Source organism: Xenorhabdus stockiae (assembly GCF_002632825.1).
GTDB lineage: Bacteria > Pseudomonadota > Gammaproteobacteria > Enterobacterales > Enterobacteriaceae > Xenorhabdus > Xenorhabdus stockiae.
The window spans coordinates 119,402-146,080 of the sequence record NZ_NJAJ01000009.1 but is presented as its reverse complement, the minus strand read 5'-3'; the positions used below and the strand labels follow the sequence as shown (position 1 = coordinate 146,080).

24 protein-coding genes and 1 pseudogene are annotated in these 26,679 nt (G+C 42.8%); 14 read left to right on the top strand and 11 right to left on the bottom strand.

The features are described 5' to 3' along the window. Positions 1–13 precede the first annotated feature (13 nt). Positions 14–2,022, bottom strand: a pseudogene (gene tssI, locus Xsto_RS06465) (type VI secretion system tip protein TssI/VgrG). Positions 2,023–2,034: 12 nt separating this feature from the next. Further along, the gene (locus Xsto_RS06460; protein WP_169926596.1) at positions 2,035–3,777 is read right to left on the bottom strand and encodes a type VI secretion system baseplate subunit TssF; all 1,743 of its coding nucleotides are present in this window, start codon (positions 3,775–3,777) and stop codon (positions 2,035–2,037) included. A 765-nt stretch (positions 3,778–4,542) separates the two neighbouring features. On the opposite strand from Xsto_RS06460, the gene Xsto_RS06455 reads away from it, so the two are divergent. From Xsto_RS06455 to Xsto_RS06390, 14 genes are all read left to right on the top strand, one after another. Further along, positions 4,543–5,217: a helix-turn-helix transcriptional regulator gene (locus tag Xsto_RS06455; RefSeq protein ID WP_099124432.1), complete on the top strand. Its 675-nt coding sequence runs from the start codon at positions 4,543–4,545 to the stop codon at positions 5,215–5,217. A 110-nt stretch (positions 5,218–5,327) separates the two neighbouring features. Beyond that, positions 5,328–6,329: a LacI family DNA-binding transcriptional regulator gene (locus Xsto_RS06450; RefSeq protein ID WP_099124450.1), complete on the top strand. Its 1,002-nt coding sequence runs from the start codon at positions 5,328–5,330 to the stop codon at positions 6,327–6,329. A gap of 40 nt (positions 6,330–6,369) precedes the next feature. Next, positions 6,370–7,824, top strand: a complete 1,455-nt coding sequence (gene nhaC, locus Xsto_RS06445; protein WP_099124431.1) for a Na+/H+ antiporter NhaC — start codon at positions 6,370–6,372, stop codon at positions 7,822–7,824. A gap of 337 nt (positions 7,825–8,161) precedes the next feature. Next, positions 8,162–8,842, top strand: coding sequence for a helix-turn-helix transcriptional regulator (locus Xsto_RS06440; protein ID WP_099124430.1), 681 nt, complete (start codon positions 8,162–8,164; stop codon positions 8,840–8,842). A 343-nt stretch (positions 8,843–9,185) separates the two neighbouring features. Then, positions 9,186–9,914 (top strand): DUF969 domain-containing protein, encoded by a 729-nt coding sequence (locus Xsto_RS06435; protein WP_099124429.1) that lies wholly within the window; start codon positions 9,186–9,188, stop codon positions 9,912–9,914. After that, complete coding sequence (locus Xsto_RS06430) at positions 9,911–10,927, top strand: DUF979 domain-containing protein (protein WP_211284295.1); 1,017 nt, start codon at positions 9,911–9,913, stop codon at positions 10,925–10,927. The genes Xsto_RS06435 and Xsto_RS06430 overlap by 4 nt, the downstream gene beginning before the upstream one ends. A gap of 22 nt (positions 10,928–10,949) precedes the next feature. After that, positions 10,950–11,597, top strand: coding sequence for a pyroglutamyl-peptidase I (gene pcp / locus Xsto_RS06425; protein WP_099124427.1), 648 nt, complete (start codon positions 10,950–10,952; stop codon positions 11,595–11,597). Between the two features lie 374 nt (positions 11,598–11,971). After that, positions 11,972–12,715 carry an HAD family hydrolase gene (locus Xsto_RS06420; RefSeq protein WP_099124426.1) on the top strand — a complete coding sequence of 248 codons (744 nt, stop codon included), beginning with the start codon at positions 11,972–11,974 and terminating at the stop codon, positions 12,713–12,715. Between the two features lie 46 nt (positions 12,716–12,761). Continuing rightward, a complete protein-coding gene (locus tag Xsto_RS06415; RefSeq protein ID WP_099124425.1) occupies positions 12,762–13,766 on the top strand; it encodes an AfsA-related hotdog domain-containing protein in 1,005 nt (334 codons plus the stop codon). A 79-nt stretch (positions 13,767–13,845) separates the two neighbouring features. Further along, positions 13,846–14,109 (top strand): acyl carrier protein, encoded by a 264-nt coding sequence (locus Xsto_RS06410; RefSeq protein ID WP_099124424.1) that lies wholly within the window; start codon positions 13,846–13,848, stop codon positions 14,107–14,109. Positions 14,110–14,143: 34 nt separating this feature from the next. Next, a complete protein-coding gene (gene asnB / locus Xsto_RS06405; RefSeq protein ID WP_099124423.1) occupies positions 14,144–15,985 on the top strand; it encodes an asparagine synthase (glutamine-hydrolyzing) in 1,842 nt (613 codons plus the stop codon). Positions 15,986–16,070: 85 nt separating this feature from the next. Next, positions 16,071–16,556: an ester cyclase gene (locus Xsto_RS06400; RefSeq protein WP_099124422.1), complete on the top strand. Its 486-nt coding sequence runs from the start codon at positions 16,071–16,073 to the stop codon at positions 16,554–16,556. After that, positions 16,543–17,727 (top strand): MFS transporter, encoded by a 1,185-nt coding sequence (locus tag Xsto_RS06395; RefSeq protein ID WP_244590349.1) that lies wholly within the window; start codon positions 16,543–16,545, stop codon positions 17,725–17,727. The genes Xsto_RS06400 and Xsto_RS06395 overlap by 14 nt, the downstream gene beginning before the upstream one ends. A gap of 181 nt (positions 17,728–17,908) precedes the next feature. Beyond that, a complete protein-coding gene (locus tag Xsto_RS06390) occupies positions 17,909–18,817 on the top strand; it encodes a LysR family transcriptional regulator (protein ID WP_099124421.1) in 909 nt (302 codons plus the stop codon). Positions 18,818–19,002: 185 nt separating this feature from the next. Here the strand turns inward: Xsto_RS06390 and pgpA are convergent, their stop codons facing one another. From pgpA to yajC, 9 genes are all read right to left on the bottom strand, one after another. Continuing rightward, entirely contained in the window at positions 19,003–19,494 is a 492-nt protein-coding gene (gene pgpA / locus Xsto_RS06385) for a phosphatidylglycerophosphatase A (RefSeq protein ID WP_099108723.1), read from the bottom strand. Further along, entirely contained in the window at positions 19,487–20,533 is a 1,047-nt protein-coding gene (thiL, locus tag Xsto_RS06380) for a thiamine-phosphate kinase (protein ID WP_099124420.1), read from the bottom strand. Before thiL ends, pgpA begins: the two co-directional genes overlap by 8 nt. A 100-nt stretch (positions 20,534–20,633) precedes the next feature. Continuing rightward, positions 20,634–21,050, bottom strand: a complete 417-nt coding sequence (nusB, locus tag Xsto_RS06375; protein ID WP_086954179.1) for a transcription antitermination factor NusB — start codon at positions 21,048–21,050, stop codon at positions 20,634–20,636. Positions 21,051–21,077: 27 nt separating this feature from the next. Further along, positions 21,078–21,548 (bottom strand): 6,7-dimethyl-8-ribityllumazine synthase, encoded by a 471-nt coding sequence (gene ribH / locus Xsto_RS06370; RefSeq protein ID WP_099108726.1) that lies wholly within the window; start codon positions 21,546–21,548, stop codon positions 21,078–21,080. An 89-nt stretch (positions 21,549–21,637) separates the two neighbouring features. Beyond that, the gene (gene ribD, locus Xsto_RS06365) at positions 21,638–22,777 is read right to left on the bottom strand and encodes a bifunctional diaminohydroxyphosphoribosylaminopyrimidine deaminase/5-amino-6-(5-phosphoribosylamino)uracil reductase RibD (RefSeq protein WP_099124419.1); all 1,140 of its coding nucleotides are present in this window, start codon (positions 22,775–22,777) and stop codon (positions 21,638–21,640) included. A 10-nt stretch (positions 22,778–22,787) separates the two neighbouring features. After that, positions 22,788–23,237: a transcriptional regulator NrdR gene (gene nrdR, locus Xsto_RS06360; RefSeq protein ID WP_099108728.1), complete on the bottom strand. Its 450-nt coding sequence runs from the start codon at positions 23,235–23,237 to the stop codon at positions 22,788–22,790. 144 nt (positions 23,238–23,381) lie between these two features. After that, positions 23,382–24,350 (bottom strand): protein translocase subunit SecF, encoded by a 969-nt coding sequence (gene secF, locus Xsto_RS06355; protein ID WP_099108729.1) that lies wholly within the window; start codon positions 24,348–24,350, stop codon positions 23,382–23,384. A 10-nt stretch (positions 24,351–24,360) separates the two neighbouring features. Then, the gene (gene secD, locus Xsto_RS06350) at positions 24,361–26,208 is read right to left on the bottom strand and encodes a protein translocase subunit SecD (RefSeq protein ID WP_099124418.1); all 1,848 of its coding nucleotides are present in this window, start codon (positions 26,206–26,208) and stop codon (positions 24,361–24,363) included. Between the two features lie 28 nt (positions 26,209–26,236). Next, positions 26,237–26,575: a preprotein translocase subunit YajC gene (yajC, locus tag Xsto_RS06345; RefSeq protein WP_047962359.1), complete on the bottom strand. Its 339-nt coding sequence runs from the start codon at positions 26,573–26,575 to the stop codon at positions 26,237–26,239. Positions 26,576–26,679 lie beyond the last annotated feature (104 nt).

Here is a 26,679-nt window from a genome sequence, read left to right as displayed (position 1 = left end):
GGTAACCAAGACATTATTCAGATGACTCCTTGAGCTTTTTGGCTTTTTCCCTGCAATCCTCCGCCATTGCCAAACCTTCATTGGCTGAGCCATCTAAAGATGGAACCGAACCCGGGCTACCTCCCATTACAGAGACATTTCCCTGTAAGGTGATTTTTCCGGTAATTGTGACTCCTTGCCCATCCAGCAGAATCGAACCCGCTTTGCCCTTAATTAGTACGGATTCACTGGCCTGTAACGAGTGCATCTTGGTCAGAGTCTGAATGTTATTAACCACATTCAGCGTATAATTGTTATTGACCTTAGCAGTTTTATCCCTGCCGATTTCTTGCAGGTGATCTGCGAATATCTTCTCCTCCCAGCTATTATTAATGCGGGTTTTGCGATCCTTAGTGATAGTTTCAAACTGATTAAGATCAATCTGAACATGCTGTTCATGCATGATCCGGATGAATTCATCGTTGCCGACTTCATGTTTACGGTTATTCAGTACATGGTGACTTTCATCGTGACCCACACGTTGGGTTTTATCGTGATTTATCTGGATAAGCTGATCTTTCTGAGCGTGGATATAGATCTCTTCACTGCCTTTAGCATCTTCAAAACGCAGTTCATTAAACCCTTCCCCTTTGTGAGTATGTGTTTTAAATGTCGTACGTGTCTTTTCTGCCGGCAGATCCAATGGCGGTCGATTACGTCCGTTGTAGGTACATCCAGTGACTATAGGGCGATCAATATCACCATTAAGGTAGGAAATAATCACTTCCTGACCGATGCGCGGAATTGCCATAAAACCGTAGCCATCACCGTTCCAGCCTTGTGCTACCCGCACCCAGCAGGAAGCTCGGTCATCTGCTTCATCATAACGGTTCCAATGGAAATGGACTTTAATCGCACCATGTTTATCAACATAGATTTCTTCACCTTCCGGCCCCACGACTGTTGCCACTTCATCCCCGTCTGCCAGCGGCTTATGGCGGAATGGTGGACGCCAGTCCTGTCTTCCGGGAATAAACGTAACATTGTTGGTTAAGGTTGTTCCTTCCCCTGCATCACCAGAAGCCTGTGGTTGATGACCATGATGTGTGACAGTAATAACCTGCCAGCGATCATTCATCGACATAATCGGATGGGATTGCAGAACGAAGATCCGACCGGGCCTTAGTTTGATACAGTTAGTACTCGCTTTACCGACTTTGCTCTGGTTCTGTAGCTGCTCCAGACGCAATTGAGTGAAAGGGCGACCTTCTGCATCCATCTGAAAACGCCCATAACTTTCAAAGACAGAGTGGTTGCCACCATTGTCCAACGCTGCCATATGTTGTAGAGGATAAGAAGGCCGGAGGAAGTTATTATCTTTATGGATCGTTTCATCCGGGCACAGATATTCGCCATAATTCCACTGCCATGCAGTTGAATCACTGTTATCCGTGTTTGCCTGTACGTTGTAGGTCAGAGTCAGCGCTGCCAACATGCCAAGATGGGAGTTACTGTAAAACAGTTTGTCTTCCTCGAACCAGAACATGATGCCTTCTTCCGCCGCCAGTCGGCACCAGAATTCATAGGCAGATTCTCGTTTCTGGGTGGTATATTCCCGTATCGAATGCTGTTGATGATCTTTGTAAAATTTGCTGTCTGCTTTAATGCGGTGCTCTTTCAGCAACTGGCTGAGAATATCCGGCACAGATTGATGATGAAAAATCCGGCTATCCTGATTGAGGGTCATTAGCCACATTTCCGGTCGAATAATAAAAGTATAATAAGTACGTCGTCCGTCGGTATTTCCCTGTTCTGCTCCCGCCACAACGCCATTAACGGTTCGCTCAATCACACCATCCCGAATAACTGTCAAAGCGGCGCTGGCGCCTAATTTTCACTGAGTCCAACATTGTCAAAAGAACTGACGACAGTCATCGACAAGTGAAAGAGTTGTGATAACCCTTCCTGTAAGCTGAAATCTACAACCTGAAATGTAGTGAGTGGTAGTGAACCTATCTGACATGTAAAAACTAATCCATCCATTGTGAAAACTCCTTACATAATTGGGCGATAACCCTGAATCATTGAAGGTGACAGATACCATTCCGTCCCTGAAGGTTGACTGAGCACTCGCATCCGCAACCATGTCCCCTGAGCGAGACAGAATGGGAAAAATTGGTAGAGTGAATTGGCAAATCGATACATTTCTCCGGCGTCAGTATAAACAGTTTCATCCAGCATCAGAGTAATCAGCAGGCAACGCACGGGCCTATCTCGGATTATTCGATCTCCCCATTTTGCTTCTATATTGACAACCCCTCCGATCATTCGCTGGATATTTCGGCTAGATGAGCGATTAGCATCTGGGTATAAATCAAAATCCAGTAATAACTGTTTGACGGATACAACCGTCTCCAATAAATGACTGCCGACTGAATAATGTGACAACAAATCCCAGTGACGATGGCTATCAACAACCGGAGGATAAGTTTGTGAAGTTGATGTGATATTTTTTAATTGAAAAACTTCGGGAATATTTTCACCAGACTGACAGATTTCACCTATCGCAAGAGGTTCCTGATATTGTTCAAAACCATAAAAATGGCAGATAAATTCACGCTCAGGAGGTCTACGCATCAGCTCTGCTTTGCTGTCATAAAAAATCAGTTCGTACTGTATTCTGCCTAATGCATCTTTAATGACTTCAAGCGAATAGAACCAAGCCCTATCATATTCAGGATGATAACGCTCCATGCCAGTAAGCAGACCGACCGGATAAAACAAATATTCATCGCCACGTTTTTCTTCTTCTGTATTCGGCTCGTTTTTCAGTTCAATACCTGTAATATGCAGAACTCCCTGATTCGGTATTAGAGGTAAACGATAACGAGCTGTTTCAGGTGTAAAAGGGAGAGTGACCTGACTGTTACGTGCCATATTAACGACAGGAACACAATTCAGTAAAAATGCAGATTCAACCTGAGCGGCTGATAGTGGCAATACTGTATTCAACGATAAAACAACACTGAATTCACGCTGTTCAGCCAGTTTTAGTCGTTTTACCATTGTCGGCAGAGGCAAACTCAGGAATTGGTTAATATGTGGCAGATAAAGTGATTCAACCAGTAGCTGTGGTGCCCAGTTATCCCCTACCGCAGATGACAGTGCCAATCGAGAAGCTCCTGAGCGTGGTTCAAACCGATCGCCACGGGCTTGATAAACCTGCCCATTGTGATGTAATTCAGCTCCATCATAATATTGTGTCAGCCCCAGCATCAAAGTATCAGCCACCTGCTCATCACTACTCAGGAACAAATTAATCGGTTGGGTCAACCACTCTTCTTCCCGGCCGTTATAACGAAATTTTAAAGTGATTTTAGTTGACTGTACCTGATGAGTAATTTCACGTGACACTAATACCAAAGGCTCAATAGAGCATTCACGGCACATTACAAATGGTTGTTGATGATGAGTATAAACTTCAGTTCCTGCTGGTATAGAAAAAGCAAAATCACCCTGTGTTCCACTATCAAATTGCACAATACTGGTTGCAGGAATACCTTTTATTGGTTGTGCCTGTAGTTTTTGTAGTAACGGTTGCGTCAGTTCAGGAAAAGCATCATTCACTTTCTGACTCAAACGAGCCATTAAAGCAGCAAAACCTTCATTAACTCTTTCGGCATCAGGGTCCCTGCCACTGAGTACATCACCAAGATGCGATTTTTCTTCACGTGCAGTTTTTGCAAGTTGCCTTAGGTAATCAAGTTCCCACTGATAATAATATTCAAACGGATTCACCACTAACTCCTTTTGCCTTAAAGCTGCACATCATGAGCATTACCATTTTTGGCTTAGGTAAAATAAAAAGTGCAATAAAAAACATAACCATTCACCTTGCAAGATGATTAGCTTGTTAATTTTAGATAAGGACAATTTAATGTTTCAGTTTATTGAAATAATATTTTCAAGATAAAATAAAGCGCCCTATCATGATTTATTAAAAGAGAAACACGCCTCGAATAATAAACTGTAGTAGGAATATATCAAAAGAAAAAATAGCCTGTTTTTTTATTGATGATTAAAGGTGATTTAAAAATGAGATATAAGTCACATAAGATTATCTTTTATCTTATTACTTACTCAAAGAATATTACCTATTTCCTCCCTGTATTCCTTCAATAAACTAATTCAATAAAATTAATCACCTATGTGAAGTTAAATTATGGGGGGGATAACCTCACCTCAATAAGCAAGTTATTTATAAAAAATCACTTATTCAATAAAAAATATATTTAATCTTAAAAAAATCAGGTTGAAAGCAATCAGTTGATTTTCCGAAAAAAATAATCATATGACACTCTGAATTAATTTACCTGACAAACACCGAGAAAAAATGTTACACAGATCACATTTTAGCACTCCATGAAACCCATTACATGAACAGCAATCCGCCCTCACATTCTCTATAAAAGAAATTGGTTACTCTCCTATAACCATAAACTCTGACTTACTAATTACTAATATATTTTAGTATATTCTCCCAACTATTATTGAAGGTTATATATGAGTCAAATCACCCCTCAGTTAACAAATATGTGGGATAAAAGTCATGAGCCGTGGTTCGTAAAAGATAAGGAACTCCGTTTTATATATGCAAACAAAGCATTTTTTAAACTAAGCAGACTATCTGAAAATTTTGACATTATAGGTTATACAGAGAAAGAGTTAATCACTCCCTTTAGTGGACTTGCTCAATTATTTGAAGATCATGACAAGAAGGTTTTGCAATCTATGCAACGGATATCATCCATCGGATCTTATTTTCAGCATAATACAGAAAAATTAACACCATATTTTTGTGAAAAATACCCATTAATGAGCGAGAGAAATACATGTATGGGTATCATTTGCCATATCAAAAAAGCAAACCATTTCTCAGTGCATAATTATATTAAAAATGATATTTCTGTATCCATCAATCTAACTCCTCCTAGTAACATCTTGACAGAAAAAGAGTGGTTAATAATTTTTTTATTCTGCCGAGGAGTTAATAATAAAAATATGGCTAACGAACTAAAAATATCAGGAAGAACATTAGAGCGATATTTTAAAATTATCTATGAAAAACTATCGATTAACTCAATGATGGAATTGAAAACACTTTGTGAAAGAGATCACTATGATTTATATATTCCTCCCCAATATATCAAATCAATAGGTCACACTCTTCTATATTAAAAACGGTTATTCATTTGGATATAAATCCCTCAAAGGCATTTATGATTATATGAATAAATTGGTATATGATTCGGCTTCATATTTACATTACAGAACTACTGGGGAAAAACATGGCAACTATGAAAGACGTAGCACATCAGGCAGGAGTATCTGTAGCAACTGTCAGCCGGGTTATTAACAATACAACTTATGTTGAGCCGGGTACTCGTGAACGTGTAGAAAAAGCTATGCGTGCATTGAATTATCGTCGAAATTTAACTGCTCTGGCGTTAACAAAAAGGTGTGGAAATATGTTGGGATTACTAACTGGTAATTGGGCTGACCCATTTTTTTCCCTTTTAGCTCGTGGTGTGGAAAAGGTTGCCCGCCAAAATGAAACTAAGCTGATGGTCTGTAATGGCAGACATCAAGCGGAACTCGAAAAAGCAGCCCTAGATTTTTTAATTAATCAGGGATGTGAAGCCATAGTCGCGTATGTCAGCAGAATGAGTGAGGCAGATATATTACGCTATGCCGCCCATACTCCAGGATTAGTCATTATAAATCGCTATGTTCCGGCTATCGCTAACCGCTGTGTTTGGTTAGATAATATAAGTGCTTCTCAGATTGCCACCAATTACCTGATTGAAAATGGTCATCGAAAAATTGCTTATATAACAGCTGATCTGCCTATTGATGATCGAAAACTCCGACTGGAAGGATATTATAACGCAATGGCTCATGCTGGTATTACAATAGATAATGATTGGATTATTAGTGCTCCATTTAACGAAAAAGGTGGAGAACAAGCAGCGGAAAAGCTTTTAAATCGCCGTACCAATTTTACTGCCGCTCTAACATTTAATGATGTAATGGCAGCAGGCATGATGAGGTTTTTACATCGGAGAAAAATTAATTTACCTGAACAGCTTTCAATTGTTGGATTTGATAATATTGTCACAGCCCAATATCTCTATCCTCCTTTAACTACTATACATAACCCAATTGAAAAAATGGCTCAACGGGCCGCCAACATGGCATTACATCTCAGTGCTAAAAAAGAATTACCACCACAAATGAATATGTTCTCAGGAGAACTGATCATCAGAGAATCAGTCTCTTTGATAGAATAGTTTTTGTTGCAATACCCTGCCGTCAATTGGGATATTTATAATGGATAACAAGAAAAAACTGAGTTTGGGACTGGCTATATTGCCCATTGTAGCCATGCTTCTGCTGCTAATTATTGGTTATGGTCAATTAAGCCTCCGAATAGAGTCTTTATTACTAGTCTCAGCAGTAATCGCTGCATTACTGGCTTATTGGCAAGGCTATCGTTGGGATGACATTATTAATGCCATCGTGGCAAAATTAGTCAAAGCAATGCCGGTAATTATGATACTGATTTGCGTTGGTGGATTAATTGGCACCTGGATGCTAAGCGGAACAATCCCTTATATGGTTTATTGGGGATTAAAGCTAATCAGCCCTCAATATATCCTTATTGCTACATTCTTTATTACAAGTGTTATTTCTGTTTGTACCGGAACATCTTGGGGCTCTGCCGGAACAGTAGGCGTTGCTTTAATGGGAATAGCTGCCAGTCTCGATGTTTCATTAGCAGCTACAGCAGGTGCGGTGGTTTCAGGAGCATATTTCGGTGATAAAATTTCACCATTATCTGATTCAACAAATTTTGCAGCTATTGTTGCCGATACTGATCTTTACAGCCATATTCAACATTTACTGTACACCACTATTCCGGGCTTCCTTTTAGCAACCATCGTTTACTTTATCGCTGGTCATACAAGCTTGACAGACAGCTCAGCAACCCCTGAAAAAATAACAGCAATTACTCAAGTTCTTGAAAGCCTCTATCACTTCAACATATTGCTAATTTTGCCACCAGCACTAGTTGCATGGGGAGCCATAACAAAACGTCCGGTGATACCAATCATGCTTGCTGCTTCTGTTCTAGCTATCGCGCTCGGTATAGGGATTCAGGGATTTACAATCAAGCAAGGCCTCAATTCATTAATTGATGGTTTCAATCTCTCCATGTTCCCTGAACAAGAAAGTCATATTATCGGGAATGTGAGTGATATCCCTCTCCTGCTTAATCGCGGAGGCATGTCTTCCATGATGGGAACTATATTACTTATTTTTTGTGCATTCGCATTTGCCGGATCATTAACTCTTACTGGTGCTCTGACCATCATCATTAACTGGCTACTACAAGCTGTTCACACTACAGGACAGCTCATCGCTGCAACCTTAGCTACGACTATTCTGGTCACAGCTACAACTTGTGATGGCAAACTGGCACTGCTTATTCCGGCAGAGCTGTTCAAAGGGGCTTATCAACAGATGGGGCTGGATAATAAAAATCTATCCCGAACAATAGAAGATGGTTGTACTGTCATCGAACCACTATTTCCCTGGACTTCTGCCGGTATTTATATGGCGACAACATTAGGTGTCAGTACTCTTGATTTACTACCGTGGGCAATTCAGTGCTATACCGCTGTATTTTTAGTACTCATCTATGGTTTTACTGGTTTCAGTATTGCAAAAGTAGCACCGAAAAATTCATTGAAGAATAATGAAGCTCAACGTGACACCGTCTGACACTACAAACATACCTGAAACTTTCCGTGAAAAGTTTCAGGTAATAGATTCACTTTGATTACTTTTATATTATTAAAAATTCCCTGGAGCTGGCGACGAAACAAGATAATTAATGATTTTATTCATTTTTGGAAACGTTGAAAGCGTATAAAATACTTTGATAAACATCATTTACGTGGTTCAAATTAAAGCCAGCCATAATTTAATAACAAGTAGTTAATATTTCAAAAGATGTAAATATAAAAACTTTGATCTTTATATCCCTGAAAGATTTATCACCGTTAGTAGCAAAAATTTAACTGGTTATATTAATCAGACATAAAAAAGGAATATTGATATGAGTAAGAAGTCGATCATTTCACCTCAAATAATTAATACGCTTGCAATAAGCAACGAGCCATGGGGTATCAAGGATAAAAATTCATGCTTTATCTATGGTAACAACGCATTGAACAAGATTAAGGGATTTTCAGATTCATTTGATTTTGAGGGGCTCTACGATCATGAACTTCCCTGGGATGGTGCAGAGTTTGCTGAAGCGTATATTCATCATGACCAAAAGGTAATGACAGAAGAAAAATCATACGTTTCACTAGAAACCCATGTTTGGGGAGAAACTCAAACTTTATCATCTTACTTTTGTGAAAAGTCACCTATTTATCATGACAATGGTGACTGTATAGGAATCATCTATCATTTATGGAAAGCTCAGGATTTTTCACTGACCCGCTTATATCATGGGAAACTGCCTGCTTCTATTATGTTCCAGCCCCCAACTAATTTGTTTACTCAACGAGAATGGGATGTGATTTTCCTCTCTTTACATAAATACACTAGCAAACAGATCGGAAAGATACTAAATATCTCCTACCGCACCGTTGAAAACTATACCGCACAAATATATAAAAAAGTTGGTGTCAGCTCTGCTCAACAATTGGAAGAATACTGCCGATTGAATAATTTCGATCTTTACGTACCCGAAAAATTCTTACAACCCGGAAGTCGTATCTTGATTTGATTATCAATAAATAACAATATCAACAAAAAATTGTTCAATTGAATTATAGTTTCAAATCACAGTAAAAATATCTTGAATCAATACCGATAGTTAACACCATATAATGCTACAAATGGCGTTAAAAATATCGGTTTAATCCTTTTTTAACTTCCAATGACTCCGATAAGAAATCCATCCAATCAGTGATCTACCTTCCATTTTTACAACCCAATGCAGATTTACATTGATCATTCTTTGAACGCAATATATTTATTGTTCAACAATAAAAAACAATTAGCCAACAATGAATACAAATTAAATCAACAATAAAACAACGTTCCATTTATGCAGAGGGAAGTAAAATATGCAGCATACTGTCAATTTTTGGCCCCTAATCGGGATTGCAGTCATCATCATTGGTTTTATTATCAGGTTTAATCCTGTTCTGGTTGTAACAATTGCAGGGCTGGTCACAGGGTTAGCGGCCAATATGCCGCTTCTCGATATTCTGGAAAAGCTCGGATCTGGCTTTCTTAATACAATGAACCTATCGCTGACTATTCTATTACCTTTGGTCATCATCGGATTGCTGGAAAGGCATGGTTTAAAAGAGCAGGCTCAACGCGCCATTGCTCATATTAAAAGTGCCACAACCGGGCGTTTATTGATTGTCTATCTGTTTATACGTGAAATTTCTGCCGCTCTGGGTTTAACCAGCCTGGGTGGGCATCCACAAATGGTTCGTCCATTATTGGCACCAATGGCTGAAGGGGCTGCCGAAAATCAATATGGTGATTTACCCAAAAGTGTCCGCTATCGGATCCGCGCTATGTCCGCCGCAACAGATAATACCGGATTGTTTTTTGGCGAAGATATTTTTGTCGCATTCGGCGCCATTATTTTTATGCACAATTTTATGTTGAACTCCGCAGGTATCGAGACAGAACCCCTGCATATTGCCCTATGGGGAATTCCGACGGCGGTTTGTGCGTTCTTCATCCATTCAGTTAGGCTATATCGGCTGGATAACAAACTTGCCAAAGAAATTGCCTCCCTAAGCCATAAAAAACACGCCAGCAAGGAGGCTATATAATGTTTCAGTTACAGTATCTCTATTATCTGGCAGGCGCTATTTTGCTTATTGTGACGGTGATGTCCTGGCGTGATAAAGCCAATCCCCGTCGTTTGACTACAGGACTGTTCTGGGGGCTTTATGGTTTTATTTTTCTGCTAGGAAACTGGAGCTATCGTTTGGCCGAGCTCTGGCTCGATAATGAAGTTCTGGCAACAAGAATCGTACATATCGGAGTAGGGATTTTAGTGGTTGTGATGGCACTGCTGGCTGGATTTGGCGGGGTTCGTTTAGGTAATTATCATCAGCCAACGCCAGAGCAACGGCAGGAAAGTGCAACCCGCCTCGGTAATCGGTTATTTTTACCCGCCTTACTTATTCCGGTTATCACTATGGTGGGGGTTCTTGCGTTTAACCATATTCCCGGATTAGAACGTGCAATTTTTGGCGAAGGCAATCATACAACGCTGGCAACCCTCTTCTCTATCACTCTCGGTTGTCTTATCGCACTGATAATTGCTATCCGTATCACTCGCGAGAAAATTATACAACCTATGCAGGAGACTCGCCGCTTACTGGACTCTATAGGCTGTGTATTCATTCTGCCACAAATTCTGGCTACGCTCGGTTTACTGTTTACAGCAGCCGGAGTGGGAACAATTATCTCTTACCTGACAGAGAGTTATCTGGCAGTTGATAATCGGTTTATCGCGGTCATGGCTTATGTCTTTTGCATGGCACTCTTGACCATGATTATGGGAAATGCTTTTGCCGCCTTCCCTATCGTAACAGCCGGAATTGGGATCCCTATTCTTGTACTTCAACATGGTGGTAATCCGGCCGTAATGGCAGCAATCGGCATGTTTTCTGGTTACTGCGGTACATTGATGACACCAATGGCAGCAAATTTTAATCTTGTTCCCGCAGCGCTATTAGAGTTACCTGATCGAAATGCTGTCATCAAGGCACAGATCCCTACGGGATCTACTTTGCTGATTGCTAATGTGTTTTTACTCTATTTTCTGATGTTCTGACAACAAATGACAGGAAACAGCTATGAAAACAATTTTAGTGACTGCCTTTGAGCCTTTTGGAGGCGATACCACCAACCCTTCATGGGAAGCGATTAAGCGACTACAAGGCAGCCGAGTTACTGATGCAAACATTGAAGTTCATCAGCTTCCCTGTATCTTTGATACATCACTGGCGCAGCTTTATACCATGATTGATAATTATCAGCCGGAATTGGTAATTTCCGTTGGATTAGCGGGAGGCCGGCCTGATATTACAGTCGAACGGATTGCCATTAATATTAACGATGCAAGAATTGCCGATAATGCGGGTAATCAGCCGGTTGATACACCTATTATTGTCGGTGGTCCTGCCGCGTATTTTTCCAGTTTACCTATCAAGGCGATGGTCAGGGCGTTAAATATGTCTGGTATCCCTGCTACTGTTTCCCAAACAGCCGGTACGTTTGTCTGTAACCATGTAATGTATGGCTTATTACATTACCTTACACAAAAATACCCTGCCGCACGTGGAGGATTTATCCATGTTCCTTATTTGCCAGAGCAAGCCACTGAATATACAAATATGCCCAGCATGTCTTTAGAAATAATAACGTCAGCATTAAAAACGGCTATTGAAGTGGCCTGGGAAAATAAATCAGATATTGCTGTGGCGGGTGGAGCGACACATTAACAACTAGCTGGCGTTTTATTTCTGATATCTCACAGCACCATCGCCTTTGCATTGGTGGTATCAGAATTTTTCATATTTTGTACATCAACAATTAAAAAGGGTTCTGTCTTTTGACAGAACCCTTTTTAATTGTTTCCTGTTAGTTAACGTATGCTTTCCTAGAATCTTGTTCATTGCTCATAGCCATTCGTTTATCATCATAAACGTTTAATTATCATATTAATAACATTTCGTTATCATATTAATGTGGCTGAGTTTGGATGTTATATGCCTTTTCTTATCCTTTTATTTTCCGAGCTCCATTTCGGACGGATAATGATTCGAAAGAAAGGCTGCGAATATACCAATCCATATTTATATCGTGGAGGAGTTAAATGTCACAGCCTATTCAAAAATTAGGGAACTCTTCAATCCGTCAAGCAAAATGCCAAGCAGCATTCTTTGACTTAGATAGTACCATTCTTGATATGCATACGATGATTCTCTTCGCCCAATATCTGGGAAAAAAGAAAGTAGTCAAGGAGCAACAAGTTATTGAAATGCTGAGTGCAGTTAAGAATGCGGAAAAAAATGGAGCATCCCGAGAAAAAACAAACGGTTTATTTTTCACTATATTATCTGGAATTAAACAGGATAATTATCTTGAACTTGGGTTTCAATGGTGGAATTCGGCAGAAAAGAAGCTCTTATCCCCGGTTTATCAAGAATATGAAAAACTCAAAATAAATGGTGATCATGTAGTCGCTATTTCCGGCTCGTACTCTTGTTGTGTACAGGCAATCGGAGAATCCCTTGGCATGACTGCCTGGTATGGTTCTGAGCCAGAAATTAACAATCGTATTTTAACTGGAGCCGTTCGCGTTGCTATGGTTGGCGATTGTAAAAGGCGAAAAGTGCTCGAATACCTCTCTACCCATTCAGAAAACATCATATCGTCACTGGCTTTTGGCGATCATCCATCCGACTTTCCAATGCTTTCAGCAGTGAATTCAGCCTGCTATGTACATAGCTATCCGATAGACGCGGCAAGCCTGTCATATGCCAAAACCCAAGGCTGGCGGTTGATTGATGTCAGCGGGAATACTGTTACCACAAATTTTGCTTCAACTAGTAGCTGAGAGCATAGGCGAAGCAGCTTCTAACGAAGTGTAGAGGAAGACCCTCATGACTGAAAATAACAATACACTAATGAACCTGGATTTTGAAAGGACTCTACCCATTTCCCTAGTTCATAAGCCCTCTAATGATTCCGTTCTTTTAACTGATTATGTAGCAATCTCTCCTAATGAGACGATATTAGGTGCTCAAATTCCGAGATCTCATTGTCTCTATCAAGAAAATATCCTTGAATCGAGAGGCTATGATATCGCGGCTCTGGTCGAAATATGCAGACAAGCATGTTTTGCAATAGCTCATAATCAGTTTGGCTTGTCATTGGCAGAAAACCGATACCAGTTTTTGTTCCGAGAACTTAAGGTGACTGTCAACCCTGAGGCACTAGATATACGCCATCCAATCGGTCGGTTTATTAGAGTTGTCGTGAATAGCAAAGTGGAGAAAGAAACCCGCAATGCAGGTCGAACAGCGGGTCTGCAATGGCGATATGTTCTCACCGATCCCACATCTTCAACCGAGATTGCAGTCATTCAGATAAGGCAAAACTTCGTAGACAGAGTACAGTGGAAACGAATTCGCGTTGATATGTGTAAGCAACGCGGAGTTCAGTTTCAGGCTCCTATCGAAGTCCCTGAAGATAGTGAGCTAAAACCAGCTGAAGTTGCTCGCTGGAATCCCCAAAATATTGCATTGCTACGCGTCACTCATAAAGATGGTGGCTATATTGCGCTTGCTAGATTTGATCCGAGGCATCCCGTCTTATTTGACCGACCAACTGCCGATCACATATTTGCTATGACTCAACTGGAAGCGAGCCGACAATTAGCTATATACGCAACAGCCAAAATAAAGAATATCGATGCATTTAGATTGAAAATAATTAAATGTGATGCGCTTTTTATCTCAATGTGCGAACTAAACACCCCAACTGAACTACACGCAAAATTATCAAAGAATGAACAAAATAGCAGTGTAATGACTGTCTCTATACAACTTATTCAGTCGGGCAGAACTGTTTCTGATTTTTCCATAGATGTACAAGAAATTATCTGATTTTTAATAAATCAAACATAAACTCGTCATTTTTTACTAATAGCCATACTTGTAATAGCGTTCTAAACCGGGGCCGATTATGAAAGATTTCAATATAAAAGAACTAATAGAATTTTTGAAACAATCAGGTGAACAAGACGAATTCTCTGAGGTTGAGCTGACAGAACTACATGCAGATACTGAATTTAGTGATATGGGATTTGATTCGTTGGCACTTCTGAATGTAGTAGAACATCTTAAACAAAAGTTTGGGATCGAAATTCCTTATGATATTGCGGTTACCGCAAAAACGCCGAAGGAACTCCTAGCCTTAATTCAGAAAAATACAATTAGCCATACGTAATTGCCAATTAGACTAATTATCTTGCGAGAATAATATGTGTGGAATTGCTGGGTGGGTGGATTTCAAAATAAATATTAAAGAGCAGCTTCCTGAAGTTGCTCAAATGACTCGTACTCTGATTAATCGTGGTCCAGATGCTGAAGGGATCTGGCATTCTGACCACGTTGCGTTTGGGCATCGTAGGCTTGCTATTATCGACCTAGAAGGTGGAAAACAGCCTATGGAAGCTGAGGTTATGACCAGCAACTCTGCTGTCGTTACTTTTTGTGGAGAAATATATAACTACCGTGAACTGCGAGACGAACTGAAGAGCCTGGGACATGATTTTCGCACCAGTAGTGATACAGAGGTTCTGCTTAAGGCATTCTTGCAATGGAATGTAGGAGCAGTAAATAAGCTGAATGGTATGTTTGCGTTTGGTATTTGGGATAGATACAGGCAAGAGCTTATTCTTGCCCGAGACCGAGTAGGAGTGAAGCCTCTCTACTACTTTCCCACAGAGCATGGAATAATTTTTGGCTCGGAGCCTAAAGCTATTCTTGCAAATAAACACGTTCCTCGGCGCGTCACATTAGATGGTCTGCGTGAATTGTTAGATATGGTCAAAACCCCTGGAAAGACCATTTATGAGGGTATGTATGAAGTACGACCCGGAGAAATTATAAAATTCAGCCGACAGGGGTTATTTAAAACAACATATTGGAAACTGGAAGCATCCCCTCATACAGATAGCTACGATGCCACAGTCCAAACAGTAAGGTCGTTGTTAGAAGATACGGTACGTCGACAAATAATTTCAGATGTCCCTATTTGTACGCTACTGTCTGGAGGGCTGGATTCGTCTACAGTGACCGCTATGGTTGCGAAAGAATTAGGATCAACTAAGGTACGATCTTTTTCTGTAGACTTCTCTAAAAACCAAGGTAATTTCGCTGCGGATTCAGTACGTGGCTCACCGGATGCTCCATTCGCTCGAGCTTTATCTGAACACGTTAAGTCTGAGCATTCGGAAATATTACTTGATAGCAAAGAATTACTGGATCCCTCAGTGCGAGCAAGTGTCTTAAAAGCCACAGATATTCCTCCAGCGTACTGGGGAGATATGTGGCCTTCTCTGTACCTCCTGTTCAGAGAAATTCGGCGCTACTCTACCGTCGCACTTTCTGGCGAGGCAGCAGATGAAATATTTGGTGGATATCAATGGTTTCGCAACCCTGCTGCAGTTCAGGCGGATACCTTCCCTTGGCTCACATCCGGCTCATCCCGTTATTTTGGTGGTACTCAGCTCTTTGCTCCAGATTTTCTTCGTCAGCTAGATCAGCAAGCATATCGGCAAGAAGCTTATCAAGATGCGCTAAGGGAAGTTCCCGTATTACCTGGCGAGTCCCCTGAAAATCGACGCATGCGAGAAATCACCTATCTGAATATGACTAGATTTTTACAAACGCTTCTCGATAGAAAAGATCGTATGAGCATGGCGGTTGGTTTAGAGGTACGAGTTCCATTCTGTGATCACCGCCTTATTGAGTATGTCTTCAATACACCATGGCAGATGAAAGTAGCTGACGGACGAGAGAAAAGCCTGTTGCGAGCTGCTGTAGCCGACCTTCTTCCCGATTCCATTCTGAATCGCGTTAAAACGCCGTATCCAGCCACACAGGACCCAAGGTATGAAAACGGGTTGAGGCAAGAGCTAAGAGAAGTGATAGAAGACCATAATAATCCGGTCTTACCTTTGCTAAATTTAAATAAAACCAAAACCCAACTTGAACGAGCGGGTCAGGATACGAGTCAACCCTATAATCGCGGTAGTTTGGAGGTTGTTCTATGGATTAATCGCTGGTTGAAAGAATACAACATTGAACTGGCTATTTGAACGGAGTTCGCCAAAGGTTTCGATTCCCGAATAATATCGTAAATACGCCATTTATTCGGGATCAATATTTCATCTGGAGTAATGTATGAGTGCCGATAACTCTGAATTGCTGATTCCAAAAATTATCCTCACCGATGACAAGAATTCAAATATTGCAGTAAATAAAAACATCCTGGCTGTAAGAAAGTTCATCACTTTTTGGCAAAATGGCAATGAATCTCTTGCTCGTGCAGTGATAGCTGAAAACTACCGTGACGGTTCTCTTCCTGTTGGACGCCCTACCGGAATAGAAGGAATATTAGGTGCTGCAAGAGTATTACATACCGCGATCCCAGAGATTAGTTGTGAAATTGAGCAACTCCTGACTCTGGGGGATCGCGTTATTACACATCTTCGTTTTAGAGGTCATTTTACTGGGACGTTTAACTCTACCCAAGGTCAGAACCAACCAGTGGAATATATAGCCATTGATATTTATAGATTAATAGATGGCCTTATAGTGGAAAGCTGGCATCTGGAAGACAACCTATCCCTGTACACTCAACTAGGGGTTATCAATGCAATCCAATGAAATGAGCCGCTCATCCTCAAAAACTGAGCTACCGCGCTTACCTATATTGGCACTTTTGGCGCTTGCCGCCTCGATTTTTATAACTATCTTAACGGAAACACTGCCTGCTGGTCTGCTATTGCCGATTAGTGCTGGCCTCAAAATATCTGAGGCGATGGCTGGGCAGTTAGTTACAGCCTATGCAATTGGCTCTCTTATTGCTGCCATACCGTTAAGCATAGCAACACGGAGCTGGGATCGGCGTCCATTGCTGATACTGACAATGGTAAGTTTCGCAATTATCAATTTGGTCACTGCATTATCGTCTAATTACTGGTTAATACTGGCAGCACGCTTTCTTGCTGGTATGAGTGCCGGCCTCCTGTGGAGCATTATTGCTGGCTATGCTGCTCGTATGGTTCCAGACGAATTAAAAGGGCGGGCAATCGCTATTGCGATGGTAGGAACGCCTCTGGCACTGTCTTTAGGGTTACCTGCGGGTACATTTCTGGGAGAAGTTTTAAACTGGCGCACTGTATTTGCTGTGATGTCAGCAGCCAGTATATTGCTGATCATCTGGATCCGATGGAAAATGCCTAATTTACCCGGTCAAGATATCAGAACAAAATTGACCCTGAGGAAGGTATTCGTGCTGCCAGGAATGCGATCAATCTTGCTGGTGCTAATTTGTTTCATTCTTGCTCACAATATCCTTTACACCTATATTGGCCCATTTGTTGTCCCATCTGGGTTGAGTGATGAACTCAGCAGAGTCTTACTCGTATTTGGCATTACCTCTTTAATTGGTATTACATTCGTTGGTAGTCAAGTCGACAAACATCTACGGAAGCTCACTTTCGCTAGTATCTTATTATTCATTTTATCAGCAGCCAGTCTCGCTATTGGCTACGAAAGCCAAGTAGTCATTTATGTCGCTATCGCTTTATGGGGATTGGGATATGGCGGATCATCAACGATTTTTCAGACTGCAACAGCGCATACAGCAGGAGCAGATATTGATGTTGCTCAAGCGATGACAGTTGTGGCATGGAACCTATCAATAAGCGCAGGGGGGATATTGGGCGGCTTACTTTTATCCTTCGGCCCACATGCGTTGCCGATAACCATCTTACCACTTCTTTTTGTTGCACTACTGACGGTTTGGAATGCATCTAATCACGGCTTCAAATGAGAATATCTCATTACTATGCGCACGATGTTGACTTCAAGCCAGCTACTGGTGTTAGTTGTCTGACTAATATTGAATTTACCGTGGCGATAGATAGCATCTATCGCCACAGCTAACAGCTTTAATTGTATACCATTCACGAATAAGCTCTACTGCATAGTCTTAGCAATCGCAATGGAGAAGTATGATGGATACACTCAAGAGTCTGAAAGTGTTCTGCGAAGTTGTAGAAATGAACTCCTTCAGCGGTGCAGCAAAGCAACTCGGCATCTCTACTGTCATGGTAAGCAAGCACATAGCACATCTAGAAGTAACCCAGCAAACAAGGCTTCTTAATCGAACAAGCCGTAGTATTAGTCTGACAGATTCAGGCAGACTCTACTACAAAAGTTGTCGTGAAGCTCTGGACATTCTTGAAGAAGCTGAAGTCATGCTGGGGCACCACAATGGATCCGTCAGTGGAACTCTCCGTGTCACAGCTCCTCAATGGTTTTCTAATCCCCAGTTTGCGCATCTGATTATAGATTTTCAGGACGCCTATCCCAAGGTTAATTTCGAGTTGATATTGGACAATCAAAGACTGGACTTAGTTGCCGGGCGATATGATCTTGCTCTTCGTGTCACTGATAAGCTATCGCCTACACTAATAGTACGCCCACTGACAAAAATAGATTTTATGTTGGTCGGCTCACCTTCTTACTTTGCCAAGATGGGACACCCTCAATCAATGCAAGATTTAAACTTGCATAGTTTAATTCTGCCTATTTTGTCTGAAATTGACGGTCTCGAAGTTCGTAAAGATCAGGAAGTGAGTAATATCGGCGGTATTCGTCCACTACGAACCAATGACACAACATTATCACTGCAATTAGCTTTAACTGGCTCCAGATTAGCTTATTTACCTTACTGGATAATTGCAGATGAACTGAAAACAGGAAGATTACAGTTAGCAATTAATAATGTTTCTTTCTCTCGAACTCTTTATGCTGCATACAAAAATCGCAGCTTTCTAGCCCCCAAAATTCGGGCGTTCATTGATTTCTTGGCAGTGAGATTAGCTGACCTTGAGCTCACTAATTGTAGCGATCTGTAAACGAAAAATACAAAACCTGTAAGACACGTTAGCACTGACTTTTATCATTTATAGCTACCGATATTAATTGAGTAAATAATGAACTCAAAACGTCAACAGTCTCAGCATATTAAGGAGATTGCAGATGAAATTAGCCACTGTTTACAGTGGCTAATCAGTCAGTGATGCGGGTAATAGTAAGAGATTCAGAAAGGTAACAACTGGTAAAAATTAAACAGCCAAATAACAATTACCGCAAAAATTGCAGCGATAATATCATCCAGCATGATACCAACCCCGCCTTTAACGTAGCGGTCAAACCAGCGGATTGGCCAAGGTTTCCACATATCAAAAATACGGAATACCACAAAAGCGACTAAAACCCATTGCCAGTTGAGAACAGGGATCGCCATTAAGGTAATCCACATTCCGATAAACTCATCCCAAACCACACAGCCCGGATCATCTACTTTCATGGCATCGGCTGCTTTCTGACAAATCACACAACCGATTATTGTACCCAACAGAATAGCCAGCCAGATCCCCCATTGCGGTAACTGTACCAAGAGTAACCAGAATGGAATAGCCGCCACGGAACCCATTGTGCCCGGCATTATCGGCGATAATCCGCTACCGAATCCGGTAGCCAGCAAATGCCACGGATTGCTCATCTTCAGGTGGCGTTTTGCGTCATCCATGCGTTCCCTCCGTCTGGTCATCCTCTGCATGTTCTGATGGATAGTGAGCTTCCTGCGGTTTTTTGTCAGTTCTGAAATGGTCAAACCCTTTCAGATCCAGCTCAACTTCTTCGTTATTGTTAAAGTAGCGGATACCTTCTGATTCTGGCCTGATTTGCCCGATACAACAAAAACTCGCGCCTGTATGTGCCAATGCCATATTTAATGCACCACGATTCAGTTCCGGTACAGTAAAGCACAACTCATAATCTTCCCCACCACTCAAAGCCCAGTTTAAGGCTTGCTCTGGCGTTGCATATTTCTGCACTGCTTCAGAATAAGGCAGAGCATCAAGATTAATGCGTGCACCACACTGGCTGGCGGTCAGGATATGATTCAAATCAGAAATCAGCCCATCAGACAGATCAATCGCTGATGAAGCTAAATCACGCAGTGCCTGCCCTTGCAAGACTCGCGGTTGTGGACGAAGATGGCGTTTAACCAACCAGTTGTGGATCGATATTTCTTCGATTTTCAGACGATCCTGCAACAAAGCCAGCCCTGCCGCACTATCGCCCAACGTTCCGGTGACATAAATCCAGTCACCGTTTTTAGCACCCGTACGACGTAATGCTCTACCAGCGGGAACCAGACCATGTACAGTCAACGTCAGACTCATCGGGCCTTTGGTTGTGTCTCCGCCAATTAACTGCATTCCGTAATAGTTCAGTTGTTCAAACAGACTATCACTAAACCGCTTTAACCACTCCTCATCGACAGAAGGCAAGGTTAAAGCCAATGATGCCCAGGCGGGGTCTGCCCCTACAGCAGCTAAATCACTGATATTGACAGCCAGTACTTTATACGCCAAATCTTCTGGAGCAATATCAGGCAGAAAATGAACACCAGAAACTAATGTATCTGTTGTCACTGCCAGTTCTTGTTTTTCTGCAACGGTCATCAGCGCACAATCATCACCAATCCCTAGATTTACATCACGTCGGCGGATAACATGGCGATTGAAATAACGTGCAATGAGGTCAAATTCACCACATGCCATAATAGAATTCCAAAAAGTGACTGACGATAAGAACATGAGGCCGGGAAACCGGCCTCATGTTTAAAATCATCGAGTTATAATAGGGGCTATTGGCAGGCAATCACTTTTTTTTACGTGCTACCGGGCCAGCTTTGTCCAATACCCCGTTCACGAATTTATGGCTGTCTTCAGCACCGAAGGTTTTCGCCAGTTCGATACCTTCATTGATAGCCACTTTGTAGGGGACATCATCACGAAAGCTTAGTTCAAACATCGCAACGCGCAAGATAGCCTTTTCCACCTGACCCAACTCTTCGAGCTGGCGGGAAAGATAAGGAGCCATCAAGGCATCCAATTTTGTCGCATTGACCGCTACCCCGGACAGCAATTCACGGAAATAGGTGACATCAACACCGTTTACGTCCTGCTCTGACAGAAACTGCAATTCAACATCCGCGATGCTGTTTTTAGATAATTGCCATGAATAAATTGCCTGAACAGCACACTCACGAGCACGACGACGAGCAGCAGGTTTCACAAAATTCCCCTTAATTAAAACTAAAACTTAAGCCTTAATGGCTTTAATTACATTGATCATTTCCAATGCGGTCAAGGCAGCTTCTGCGCCCTTATTACCCGCTTTAGTACCCGCGCGTTCAATTGCCTGTTCAATATTTTCGGTTGTCAGCACACCAAATGTGACAGGAATATTGCTGGACATTGCCACGCTAGACAGGCCAGAGCTACACTCGCCGGCAACATATTCAAAGTGGGCCGTACCGCCACGGATAACAGTACCCAAAGCGATCACCGCATCATATTTTTTGGACTCAGCCAGTGCCTTAACGGTCAACGGCAATTCATAAGCCCCCGGAACCCATACTACGGTGATATTGTCCGAAGAAACCTGACCGATGCGTTCCAGCGCATCCACGGCCCCTTCCAACAGGCTGTCATTAATGAAGTTGTTAAAGCGGGCGATCGCAATAGCGATGCGGGCTTCAGGAGCTGCAACAACACCTTTGATTACGTTCATAGCCTTCCTTATATCTTATTCATATCCGCAGGGGCGCGGATCTTATCACATTCTTTTTCTCTGCGTCTTGATTTATGTTCAAACTTAAATCAGAGCGGTTTTAAACGAAGACGGACATCAGGCCCAATCTGTTGGACATCTATCAGCGTGAATTCAGGCGCATCCGATAACTTTTGCAGTTCAGGGATGGCGAACAGCCCACGGGCACTATTTCCTAATACCTTGGGAGCAATATAGAGGATAAGCTCATCCACCAGCCCCAGAGACAGTAATGCACCAGCCAGCGTTGGACCACATTCCGCCCAGACAGAGTTTACCTGACGTTTACCAAGCTGCATCATCAACAGCACTAAATCAACACCTGTACCGTGTACCGGCAGTAATATTTTTTCTATATTATCAGTCCATTGCTGTTCATTTTTATCAGCACTATCTGCTCTATCTGAACCATCTAAGTCAGTGTGTGCTAACCAACATTGACCGGTTTGCTGAACTACCTGATGCTGCGGAGTGACTCGATTTTTACTATCGACAATGATACGAACAGGCTGACGCAAAGATTCCTGCGGATAGACGGCCTGTGTTTCTGCGTCCAGTTCATTCCAGCGGACTGTCAGTGACGGATCGTCTGCCAGTACCGTTGCACTGGTACTCAGGATTGCACTGCATTGTGCTCGCAGTTTCTGTACATCCTGCCGGGCGGCTGGTGAAGTGATCCACTTACTTTCACCCGACGCCAGTGCGGTACGCCCATCCAGTGATGCTCCCAGCTTCAATTGCAGATAAGGAAACCCGGTGCGCATACGCTTGAGGAACCCTTTATTCAGCATTTCGGCCTGTTCCATCATCAAGCCATGTTCAACCGCAATACCTGCCTGCTGCAATTTATATAAACCGCGTCCCGCTACCTGTGGATTCGGATCCTGCATTGCCACTACAACGCGGCTGATGCCTGCTGCAATCAGGGCATCAGAACAGGGAGGGGTTTTACCGTGGTGGCTGCATGGCTCAAGAGTCACATAAGCGGTTGCACCTTTTGCTTTTTCACCGGCCATACGAAGCGCATGGACTTCGGCATGGGGCTCACCCGCACGTAAATGAAAACCTTCCCCGACAATCTGATCATCTTTAACGATCACACAACCTACATTCGGATTCGGGGATGTGGTAAAACGCCCCTGATACGCCAATTCCAGCGCATGGGACATATATGTTTCATCAAGAGTCATATAGCAGCCTCTAGTCTTGTAGTCTGGCGATCTCTTCGCCAAATTCCCGGATATCTTCAAAACTACGGTAGACAGATGCAAAACGGATATAAGCTACTTTATCGAGCTTTTTCAGTGCATCCATCACAAAATTTCCAATCATTTTAGAGGGGATTTCACGTTCTCCCGTTGCTCTAACCTGAGATTTAATGTGGCTAATTGCTGTTTCCACATCATCGGAGCTGACAGGGCGCTTTTCCAGTGCTTTCTGCATACCACGACGCAATTTTTCTTCGTCGAAAGGCTCCCGAACATCATCACTTTTAATCACTCTGGGCATGACCAGTTCTGCAATTTCAAACGTGGTGAATCGTTCATGACATTCGAGACACTGACGGCGGCGGCGCACTTGTGAGCCATCCCCTACCAGACGGGAATCAATAACTTTTGTATCAACGGCTGCGCAAAATGGGCAATGCATATTGTTTCCTGACAGTTAACCGAACAGGAAGACAGTTTACCCTGAAGTGATAATGAAAAACACCCTGTAAGTGAGCACTCACAGGGTGTTTAAATTAGACGGTTTATGTTATTAAAAGCTATGCAATTACATACAGAAACATAATTAAGGAAGAATGGAAGGCTGATCTGCCCCTTCTTTCTCTACTTTCTGCACAATCATATGCTCACGCTTCATGCCCAGTTTTAACGCCAATGCAGAAGCAACATAAATGGAAGATGCCGTACCAATGGAAACCCCGATTAACATCGCCAGTGAGAAGCCTTTCAGCATTTCGCCACCGAAGATATAAAGCATTACCACTACCAGCAATGTTGTTGCAGAAGTCATGATCGTACGGCTCAGGGTTTGAGTCAGAGAAACATTCGTAATTTCATACGACGTACCACGACGTATCTTACGGAAGTTCTCACGAATACGATCCGAAACCACAATACTGTCATTCAGTGAATAACCGATAACAGACATCAACGATGCGACGATAGTCAGGTCAATTTCAATGTGGAATAACGACAATACGCCCAATGTAATGATAACGTCATGCGCCAGTGCGATAACAGCACCTAGCGCCAGACGCCATTCGAAACGGAATCCGACATAAATCAGGATACAGATTAGCGCCACCAACAGAGCCATTGCCCCAGTCTGGGCTAATTCGCTTCCCACACTTGGGCCTACAAATTCAACTCGTTTAACAACTGCGTCTTTATCTATATCCGCGTTAATGACCGAGATGATTTTATTACCCAGCTCCTGACCCGCGTTACCTGTTGCCGGAGGCATACGAACCATCACATCACGGCTGCTGCCGAAGTTTTGCAGAAGTGGATCAGCAAAACCATTTTTCGCCAGACTCTCACGCATCTTGTCCAGATCTGCGGGTTTGCTCAGGTTTATCTCAATTACCGTACCGCCGGTAAAATCAAGCCCCCAGTTAAACCCACGCGTTGCCATCATAGCGATGGAAGCAACCAACAGCAGCAATGAGATAGTAAAAGCAACGTTGTCCCAGCGCATAAAGTCAATGACTTTACGCCCATAGTTTAATTGTTCAACAGTATAATCCTGTGCCACAACGTGCTCCTTAAATTGACAGCTTATTGATGCGCTTACCACCATACAGCAAGTTCACGATTGCACGTGTTCCTACAATGGCAGTGAACATTGACGTCGCGACACCAATACTGGTTGTGATTGCAAAGCCCTTGATAGAGCCTGTTCCCACAGCATACAAGATCACAGCGGTAATCAGCGTCGTCAGGTTGGCGTCAATAATACTGGAAAACGCACCTTTATAACCTTCATGTATCGCCTGCTGTACAGTACGCCCGTTGCGCAGCTCTTCTTTAATACGCTCGTTTATCAAAACGTTCGCATCGACGGCAACGGCCAGAGTCAGTACGATCCCTGCAATACCCGGCATCGTGAGTGTCGCCCCCGGCAGCAGAGACATGACACCAACAACCAGTACCAGGTTCGCCAACAGTGCGCTACTCGCGATCAGACCGAATTTACGGTAGTAAACCACCATGAACAGTACGGAGGAAATCAGCCCCCAGAGACAGGCTTCAAGCCCCTGTTCGATGTTCTGCAAACCAAGAGTTGGACCGATTGTACGCTCTTCAACAATCTGAATGGGTGCAATCAGCGCACCGGCACGCAACAATAACGATAGCTGACGAGCTTCGTTCGGGTTACTAATCCCTGTAATACGGAAACTATTACCCAGACGAGACTGAATAGTCGCAACGTTGATGACTTCTTCATGTTTAGCCAGGAGCGCACGACCGTTAGCATCTTTCTTACCGCTGTCTTTATACTCCACAAACAGGGTAGCCATCGGCTTCTGTAAGTTATCTTTGGTGAAGTTAGACATTGCAGTACCACCGGCACTATCCAGTGAGATATTGACCTGCGGATAACCGTTCTCATCAGTGCTCGAGGTTGAATCGGTGATATGGTCACCGGTCAGGATCACGCGCTTATACAGCACAACAGGATTGCCATCGCGGGTATATTTCAGCTCTGAATCGCCCGGAATACGGCCCGATACAATGGCACTCTGATCAACATTGGTGTTTACCAGACGGAATTCCAGTGTTGCCGTTGCACCAAGAATTTCTTTCGCGCGGGCGGTATCCTGAATACCCGGTAATTCAACAACAATACGATCCGCACCCTGACGCTGTACCAGAGGCTCAGCAACGCCTAACTGGTTAACACGATTACGCAGGATTGTGATGTTCTGCTGAACGGCATAAGAGCGGGCTTCGCGCAGACGCTCATCCGTCATAACCGCTTTCAGCGTACTGTTATTACCAGTAGAGAATACAAGGTCACGGTGACGAGGTTCGAGGTAGTCTTCTGCTTTAGAGCGGGCATCATTATCACGGAAACGGATTTCTACACCGTAATTTTCTGCCTTGCGGATAGTGGAATAAGCAATGCCCTGTTCACGCAGTTCGGAACGCAGGCTATCAATATTCTGTTCCTGAAGCTTGCTCAGGGCGGTGTCCATATCGACTTCCATCAGGAAGTGAACCCCACCACGCAAATCCAGCCCCAGTTTCATCGGCTCTGCACCGATTTTACTTAACCAGACAGGTGTCGCAGGCGCAAGGTTTAATGCCACGACATATTGTTCGCCCAAAGCCGAAACCAGTGCTTCACGGGCGCGGAGCTGAACATCAGTACTATTAAAACGAGCAAGGATTGCGCCATTTTCCAGCGCAATGGACTTACTCTGAATATGATCTTTATCTAAAACATTACGGACTTGGTCCAGCGTTTTTTCACTGGCGGCGATACCTCGCGCGCCAGTGATTTGTACAGCCGGATCCTCACCATAAAGGTTGGGAAGTGCATAAAGCAGACCGATGAGGATCGCAGCGATCAGCATCAGATACTTCCACAAAGGATAACGGTTCAACACGGCAGTTCCCTTCGGGAAAATCGGAAAATTAAATAGCTTTCATTGTACCTTTCGGCAGAATGGCAGCAACGAAATCACGCTTGACAGTTATTTCTGTGGTGTCATTCAGGGCAATAACAACGTAGCCCGTTTCAGACACTTTAGAGACACGACCAACCAAACCACCAGAAGTCAGCACTTCATCTCCCTTGGAGATGGAATCCATCAGTTTTTTATGTTCTTTGGTGCGTTTTTGTTGTGGACGCAGGATCATGAAATAGAAAATCAGGCCGAAAACAACCAGCATGATAATCAGAGAATATGGGTTTCCCTGAGCTTGTGCTGGTGCGCCAGCAGCTGCCGCAGCTTCAGAAATAAAAAAACTCATCAAATATCCCTCATTGTTATCGAAAACACTTATTTTGCGAAAAAACAGTTTACAAACAAACAGATTACGAAAATTGGTTATCGAAAAAATTGCTATCGAAAATC

What these genes read in the sequence shown, in the direction of transcription:
- ribD (WP_099124419.1), bottom strand. Translation starts at nt 22,777, where the DNA reads ATGACTCTTGATGAAACATATATGTCCCATGCGCTGGAATTGGCGTAT.
- Xsto_RS06435 (WP_099124429.1), top strand. Translation starts at nt 9,186, where the DNA reads ATGCAGCATACTGTCAATTTTTGGCCCCTAATCGGGATTGCAGTCATC.
- thiL (WP_099124420.1), bottom strand. Translation starts at nt 20,533, where the DNA reads ATGGCATGTGGTGAATTTGACCTCATTGCACGTTATTTCAATCGCCAT.
- Xsto_RS06420 (WP_099124426.1), top strand. Translation starts at nt 11,972, where the DNA reads ATGTCACAGCCTATTCAAAAATTAGGGAACTCTTCAATCCGTCAAGCA.
- Xsto_RS06450 (WP_099124450.1), top strand. Translation starts at nt 5,328, where the DNA reads ATGGCAACTATGAAAGACGTAGCACATCAGGCAGGAGTATCTGTAGCA.
- asnB (WP_099124423.1), top strand. Translation starts at nt 14,144, where the DNA reads ATGTGTGGAATTGCTGGGTGGGTGGATTTCAAAATAAATATTAAAGAG.
- Xsto_RS06415 (WP_099124425.1), top strand. Translation starts at nt 12,762, where the DNA reads ATGACTGAAAATAACAATACACTAATGAACCTGGATTTTGAAAGGACT.
- Xsto_RS06395 (WP_244590349.1), top strand. Translation starts at nt 16,543, where the DNA reads ATGCAATCCAATGAAATGAGCCGCTCATCCTCAAAAACTGAGCTACCG.
- Xsto_RS06455 (WP_099124432.1), top strand. Translation starts at nt 4,543, where the DNA reads ATGAGTCAAATCACCCCTCAGTTAACAAATATGTGGGATAAAAGTCAT.
- Xsto_RS06390 (WP_099124421.1), top strand. Translation starts at nt 17,909, where the DNA reads ATGATGGATACACTCAAGAGTCTGAAAGTGTTCTGCGAAGTTGTAGAA.
- yajC (WP_047962359.1), bottom strand. Translation starts at nt 26,575, where the DNA reads ATGAGTTTTTTTATTTCTGAAGCTGCGGCAGCTGCTGGCGCACCAGCA.
- Xsto_RS06440 (WP_099124430.1), top strand. Translation starts at nt 8,162, where the DNA reads ATGAGTAAGAAGTCGATCATTTCACCTCAAATAATTAATACGCTTGCA.
- Xsto_RS06410 (WP_099124424.1), top strand. Translation starts at nt 13,846, where the DNA reads ATGAAAGATTTCAATATAAAAGAACTAATAGAATTTTTGAAACAATCA.
- nrdR (WP_099108728.1), bottom strand. Translation starts at nt 23,237, where the DNA reads ATGCATTGCCCATTTTGCGCAGCCGTTGATACAAAAGTTATTGATTCC.
- pcp (WP_099124427.1), top strand. Translation starts at nt 10,950, where the DNA reads ATGAAAACAATTTTAGTGACTGCCTTTGAGCCTTTTGGAGGCGATACC.
- Xsto_RS06400 (WP_099124422.1), top strand. Translation starts at nt 16,071, where the DNA reads ATGAGTGCCGATAACTCTGAATTGCTGATTCCAAAAATTATCCTCACC.
- pgpA (WP_099108723.1), bottom strand. Translation starts at nt 19,494, where the DNA reads ATGGATGACGCAAAACGCCACCTGAAGATGAGCAATCCGTGGCATTTG.
- nhaC (WP_099124431.1), top strand. Translation starts at nt 6,370, where the DNA reads ATGGATAACAAGAAAAAACTGAGTTTGGGACTGGCTATATTGCCCATT.
- ribH (WP_099108726.1), bottom strand. Translation starts at nt 21,548, where the DNA reads ATGAACGTAATCAAAGGTGTTGTTGCAGCTCCTGAAGCCCGCATCGCT.